This window comes from Streptomyces sp. NPDC054841 (assembly GCF_053611045.1).
On the sequence record NZ_JBSGZO010000504.1, the window covers coordinates 1 to 5,810 of the forward strand.

General features: G+C 70.9%; 7 protein-coding genes. 2 read left to right on the forward strand and 5 right to left on the reverse strand.

Translation table 11 applies throughout. From position 1 onward, the window contains the following. Positions 1–56: 56 nt before the first annotated feature. From ACWGI8_RS37830 to ACWGI8_RS37845, 4 genes are all read right to left on the reverse strand, one after another. Complete coding sequence (locus ACWGI8_RS37830) at positions 57–221, reverse strand: CsbD family protein (RefSeq protein WP_453667969.1); 165 nt, start codon at positions 219–221, stop codon at positions 57–59. A gap of 119 nt (positions 222–340) precedes the next feature. Further along, positions 341–877, reverse strand: a complete 537-nt coding sequence (locus ACWGI8_RS37835; RefSeq protein WP_453667970.1) for a gamma carbonic anhydrase family protein — start codon at positions 875–877, stop codon at positions 341–343. Between the two features lie 18 nt (positions 878–895). Beyond that, positions 896–1,582: a DedA family protein gene (locus ACWGI8_RS37840; protein WP_453667971.1), complete on the reverse strand. Its 687-nt coding sequence runs from the start codon at positions 1,580–1,582 to the stop codon at positions 896–898. Positions 1,583–1,771: 189 nt separating this feature from the next. Beyond that, on the reverse strand, positions 1,772–2,212 hold the full coding sequence (locus ACWGI8_RS37845; RefSeq protein WP_453667975.1) for a DUF4442 domain-containing protein: 441 nt from the start codon (positions 2,210–2,212) through the stop codon (positions 1,772–1,774). Positions 2,213–2,318: 106 nt separating this feature from the next. Here ACWGI8_RS37845 and ACWGI8_RS37850 point away from each other — a divergent pair, with 106 nt between their 5' ends. Together ACWGI8_RS37850 and ACWGI8_RS37855 are read left to right on the forward strand one after the other, a co-directional pair. Next, positions 2,319–3,356 carry a hypothetical protein gene (locus ACWGI8_RS37850; RefSeq protein WP_453667972.1) on the forward strand — a complete coding sequence of 346 codons (1,038 nt, stop codon included), beginning with the start codon at positions 2,319–2,321 and terminating at the stop codon, positions 3,354–3,356. A gap of 41 nt (positions 3,357–3,397) precedes the next feature. Then, complete coding sequence (locus ACWGI8_RS37855) at positions 3,398–4,714, forward strand: MFS transporter (protein WP_453667973.1); 1,317 nt, start codon at positions 3,398–3,400, stop codon at positions 4,712–4,714. Here ACWGI8_RS37855 and ACWGI8_RS37860 read toward each other — a convergent pair. Next, the gene (locus ACWGI8_RS37860; RefSeq protein WP_453667974.1) at positions 4,676–5,521 is read right to left on the reverse strand and encodes a spermidine synthase; all 846 of its coding nucleotides are present in this window, start codon (positions 5,519–5,521) and stop codon (positions 4,676–4,678) included. The genes ACWGI8_RS37855 and ACWGI8_RS37860 overlap by 39 nt on opposite strands. Positions 5,522–5,810 lie beyond the last annotated feature (289 nt).

Here is a 5,810-nt window from a genome sequence, read left to right on the forward strand (position 1 = left end):
CACCACATGGAGTACGGGTGCGGCCGCCCCGGTCACGAGCGGCGTCCTGGGACGGACTACCGTCCGGACTTCTTGATCCGTTCGGAAGCGTCCTCCGCGGCTCTCCCCGCCATCTGCTCGCCGCGGCCCTCGGCCTGCATGCCCTGGTCGCCCAGCGCCTTGCCGGTGGTTTCCTTCATCTTGCCCTTGGCCTGCTTCGCCCTGGCCTTTGCCTTGCCCATGACGGTTGTCCCTTCACTGTGGGGGGGGTGGACTGGCGTATCCACCTTGCGCCGATCACTCAGCGTCCGCAATCGGTGACACAGTCCGCATGGGCCGTCGGGCTGGCGGCGCCGCGCCGTCAGCCGTCCAGGGCTGCCTGATGCTCCTTCGCCAGCTCCAGGTACATCGCGGCGTTGAGCTTGATGCCCTCGCGCTCCTCATCGGTCAGCTCGCGCCTGACCTTGGCGGGTACGCCCGCGACCAGCGAACCCGGCGGCACCCGCATGCCCTGCGGGACGAGCGCCTGCGCGGCGATGAGCGAGCCGGCGCCGATGTGGGCGCCGTTGAGCACGGTGGCGCCCATGCCCACGAGCACGTCGTCCTCCACGGTGCAGCCGTGCAGCACGGCGTTGTGCCCGACGGACACGCGCTCACCGACCGTCACCGGGAAGCCGGGGTCGACGTGCACGGTGCAGTTGTCCTGGATGTTGCTGTCGGCACCGAGGACGATCGGGCCGCAGTCGGCGCGCAGTACGGCGTGGTACCAGACGCTCGCACCGGCCGCGAGGGTGACCTCGCCGATCACGACGGACGTGGGCGCGGTGAACGCGTCGGGAGCGATCTGCGGCTCCTTACCGCCCACTCCTGAGATCAGTGCCCGCTCGCGCTCTGCCATCGTCTTCTCCTCATACTCCTACTGTGCCGCGCCGGTCTGAACCGTAGGCGACGGCTCCTCCGTGGCGTCCGCGGGGGCGTCACTCGCGCTCTCGGCGCGCTCGGCCGCCTTCTTGGCGCGGTTCTTGAGGACGAGCATCGAGGTGAGACCGATCAGCACGGCCAGCACCAGACCCAGCCACGAGAAGCGCTTGAGCCAGGCCTCGGCGACCACGCCGACCGAGTAGATGACGGCGGTCGTGCCGCCCGCCCAGAGGATGCCGCCGAAGACGTTGGCGATGAGGAACTTCCAGTACGGCATGCGCAGGACACCGGCGAGCGGACCGGCGAAGATCCGCAGCAGCGCGACGAAGCGGCCGAAGAAGACGGCCCACATCCCCCACTTCTCGAAGGACCGCTCGGCCATCGCGATGTTGGCTTCGCTGAAGTGCTTGGGGAACTTTCCGCCGCACCAGCCCAGCAGCGGACGGCCGCCCTTGCGGCCGATGGCGTACCCGATCGAGTCGCCCACGATCGCGCCGGCGGTGGCGCAGGCGCCGAGCACCCAGGGGTTGATGTCCCCGTGCTGGGAGGCGAGGAGCGCGGAACTGACGAGGACGATCTCACCCGGCAGCGGGATACCGAGACTCTCGAGCCCGATGACCACCCCCACCAGGATGTAGATGCTCACCGCGGGTACGGTCTCGAGCCACTCCTGGACGTGCAACGCCGTTCCTCCCGTTGTCATCGGCCCTGGCCCGTGGTCGTGCGGGCGTGGTGGGTGGCCGGATCTCATCGGGCTGGGCTGCCCGGGGCGCGCCGTGCAGTGCGCACCCCGGGCAGCCTACCTGGAGGCACAGCCGCCCCCGGCGTCCGGAACAGGACACCGGGGGCGGCTCACACCTGCCGTGCGGAATCAGGCGTTCGGACGGAGCGTCCAGACAACGGTCATCTCGCCCGTCACCGCTCCGTCCGAGTCGCGCGTGATCGCGATCTCGACCGGGAACTCGGGGCGCTCGCCCGCGTCCAGCTCCGCGACGACGTCGGCGGCGGGGCGGCCGAGGGTGGCCGTCGCCGTGACGACGCCCATCGCGAGCTTCTTGTAGCCGATCTCGGCCTTGACGGCGAGGGGCACGGCGCGGGAGAGCTGGTCGCCGAAGGCGGCGAGCACGATCGCGCCGCTCGCGGACTCGGCGAGCGTGAACATCGCACCCGCGTGCGGCCCGCCTACGTGGTTGTGGTAGCTGCTCTGGTCGGGCATACGGATCACCGCACGCTCGGCCGAGGCCTCGACGAACTCCAGGTTGAGGGTCCTGACCATGGGAACTGTGGCGGCGAGCATCTCACCGACGGACATCTGATCTGCGCTCATGGACCGGATGTTACCCACGGGTAGCTCGACTTGGCCATCCCTGCGGGGGCGCCGTGGCAGCGGACACCCGGCACCTCTATGGTTACTGGCCATGTGGCCAGGACAGCAGCCGCCCGGGGGCGAGCAGAACCCGCAGGACCAGAACCCGTACACCCAGCCGGGTTACCAGCAGCCGAACCCGTACCAGCAGCCGGGATACCAGCAGCAGCCGGGGTATCCGCCGCAGCCGGGTTACCAGCAGCCGAACCCCTACCAGCAGCCGACCGTGCCGCAGTACAGCGTTCCCGGACCGCCGCAGCCCGGTGGGCCCGGCTCGCCCCAGGACAAGAAGAAGACGGTCGTCGTCGCGATCGCAGCGGCCACCGCCGTCGTCGCCGCGGCCGTCATCACCGGAGTCGTGGTGATGAAGGGCGACGACGAGAAGAAGTCGGACCAGGCCGACGGCAAGAAGCCCACGGCCACCGCCACGAAGCCGACCGGGGCGCCCTCCCCCACCGACAACCCGCGCGACGGTTCGGGCGCGGCCAAGCCGACGATCCCGGGCTGGAAGGTCGTCACCAACCCCAAGTACGGGACACAGTTCGACGTCCCCGCGACCTGGGAGGTGGCCGGCACGGGTGTGGGGTCCGGATTCGAGGACGAGAAGAAGGGCGACGGTTCGGCCGCCGTCATGATGTCGGCCCCCGCGTACTTCAAGAGCAAGTGGTGCTCGGTCGACTCCGACCTGGACGGCCGCGCCGAGGACTCCGGGCTCGCCGGGACCGGTACCAAGGGCGGCCAGGGCGCCAAGGACACCGCCGAGGCCGCCTACAACGAGGCGGGCAACTGGGTGTGGGCCGCCTACGCCCAGACGGAGCCGAAGGGCACCGTCAAGGTCACCAAGGCGAAGCCGTACACGACGAAGTCCGGCCTCAGCGGCCATGTGGCGACGGCGACAGCCCTCGGCGTGAAGAAGGAGAACAAGTGCGAGACGGACGGCAAGTCGATCGCCTTCTCCTTCAAGACCGCCAACGGTGACTTCTCGTCCTGGGTCCTCTACGCCAACACGGGCGTCACGGGCGAGGTCCCCGAGGCGACCATCCAGCAGATCCTCAGCACCGTACGGCTGGCCTCCACGCCCGCCTCGTAATCGGTTTGGCACGGGCGGGCGGCGGCGGCGATAGTCCTGAGGTGAACAATCCCGCCGCCGCCCGAAGCCGTACGCCCCGCCGCCGTCCCGAATGGGCCGGCCGCAACTACTCATTGCTGACCGCCGCCGCGATCGTCACCAATCTCGGAACCCATGGTGCGCTGATCGCGGCGGCGTTCGCGGTGCTGGAGTCCGGCGGGGACGGCGGCGACGTGGGTCTCGTCGCGGCGGCCCGCACCCTCCCGCTCGTCCTCTTCCTGCTGATCGGCGGGGCGATCGCGGACCGGCTGCCGCGGCACCGCGTCATGGTGGCCGCCAACGCCCTCAACTGCGTCTCGCAGGCGGCCTTCGCCGCCCTGGTGCTGACCGGGGACCCCGCGCTGTGGCAGATGATGCTGCTGACCGCGCTGTGCGGCACCGGGCAGGCGTTCTTCAACCCGGCCGCCGAGGGCATGCTGATGTCCAGCGTCAGCGGTGAGCAGGCGAGCCGGGCCTTCGCGCTCTTCCGGATGGCGATGCACGGCGCAGGCATCGGCGGCGCCGCGCTCGGCGGCGCGATGATCGCCGCGGTCGGCCCCGGCTGGGTGCTCGCCGTCGACGCCGCCGCCTTCGCGGTGGCAGGCGCGCTCCGCGCGTTCCTCGACGTCGGCCACATACCGGAGCGGGCACCAAGCGGCGGGCTCCTCGCCGATCTGCGCGACGGCTGGAAGGAGTTCATCGGCCGGCCCTGGCTGTGGTCGATCGTCGCCCAGTTCTCGGTGGTGGTCGCGGTCGTCGGCGCGGCCGACTCCGTCTACGGCCCGCTGGTCGCCGAGGAGTCGCTCGGCGGTGCACGGCCGTGGGGGCTCGCACTGGCGGCGTTCGGCGTGGGCACGCTCGGCGGCGCCCTGCTGATGATGCGGTGGAAGCCCCGCCGGATGCTGCTCGTGGGCACGCTCTGTGTGTTCCCACTGGCGCTGCCCTCGGCGGCACTCGCCGTCCCGGTACCGATCAGTGCCCTGTTCGTGGTCATGTTCATCAGCGGTGTCGCGATCGAGGTGTTCGGCGTCGCGTGGATGACGACGCTGCACCAGGAGATCCCGGAGGAGAAGCTGTCCCGGGTCTCTGCCTACGACTGGTTCGGCTCGACCGCCATGCTGCCGCTCTCGACGGCGCTGGCCGGTCCCGCCGAGAGTGTGTTCGGGCGCCAGGAGGCCCTGTGGGGCTGTGCGGCACTGATCGTGCTGGTGACGGGGCTGGTGCTGCTGGTTCCCGACGTGCGCAATCTGACCCGGCGTACGAAGCGGATCGCGGGAAACGGCGACGCGCCGGTCGGTGGCTCAGCCGATGCTGAAGGCTCCGTCGGGCGGCTCGGGTGACGCCACGGCGTCCTCGTCCCGTACCGCGCGCGCGTCCCCGATGAGGCGTCGCAGGGCCTCGCCGTGTTCGACCCGCGCGGGGAAGGCGTCGGCCGCGGTGCGGCGGGCGAGAGCCGCCGTGTCGATCGCGCGGTGCGAAGCGAGCAGTACGGCGTTGCCGAAGCGTCGTCCGCGCAGTACGCCGGGTTCGGCGATCAGCGCCAGTTCCTGGAACTCGTCCGCGAACGTCGCCAGTTGGGAGCGGAGGAAGGTGAAGGGAGCAGCGTCGGCGAGATTCGCGGCGTAGATGCCGCCGGGGCGCAGGACGCGCTCCGCGGCCCGCGCGTACTCACCGGACGTGAGTGGGGCGGGCACTCGGGATCCCCCGAACACATCGGCGACCAGCACGTCCGCCGAGTCGGCGGGCGCCTGCTCCAGCCACTGCCGGGCGTCCGCCCCGTGCACGGCGATCCCCGTCCCGGGCGGCAGCGGCAGCTGCTCGGCGACGAGCGCCAGCAGCCCGCGGTCCGCCTCCACGACGTCCTGCCGTGAGCCGGGCCGGGTGGCCGCGACATAGCGCGGCAGCGTCAGCGCCCCACCGCCGAGATGCAGCACATCGATCGGAGCACCCTCGTCCGCCACACAGTCGAGCACATGCGCGAGCCGGCGCGCGTACTCGAACTCGAGGTGTGCCGGATCGTCCAGGTCGACGTACGACTGCGGAGCACCGTCCACGGTCAGCAGCCAGGCCCGCTCCCGGTCCACGTCGGGCATGAGCTTGGCGATGCCGTGGTCGACGGCCCGGATGACGGGGATGGCCTCATTCACCCGCCCATTGTGCGCCTGCCCGCGATGCCCGCCCGTCCGGCCGTCGTATCTCGAACACCGGCCCGTCCGGCCGCCGAATCCCGGACCCGCCCACGAGGGCCTGCCCGGCGGATCAGGCTGGATCGGCGAGCGCCGGCCGCGAAGCGGCTGATGTCACTGATGCGGCTTCGGATCCGGAGCGGAAGATGGGGTAACCCCGCCGAAGGCAGGGGGAGAGTCATGGCGGAGCCATGCCGACTGACGACAACGCAGGAGACGGAGTCGCAGGGCGTCGCGAGCCCAGCAAGAT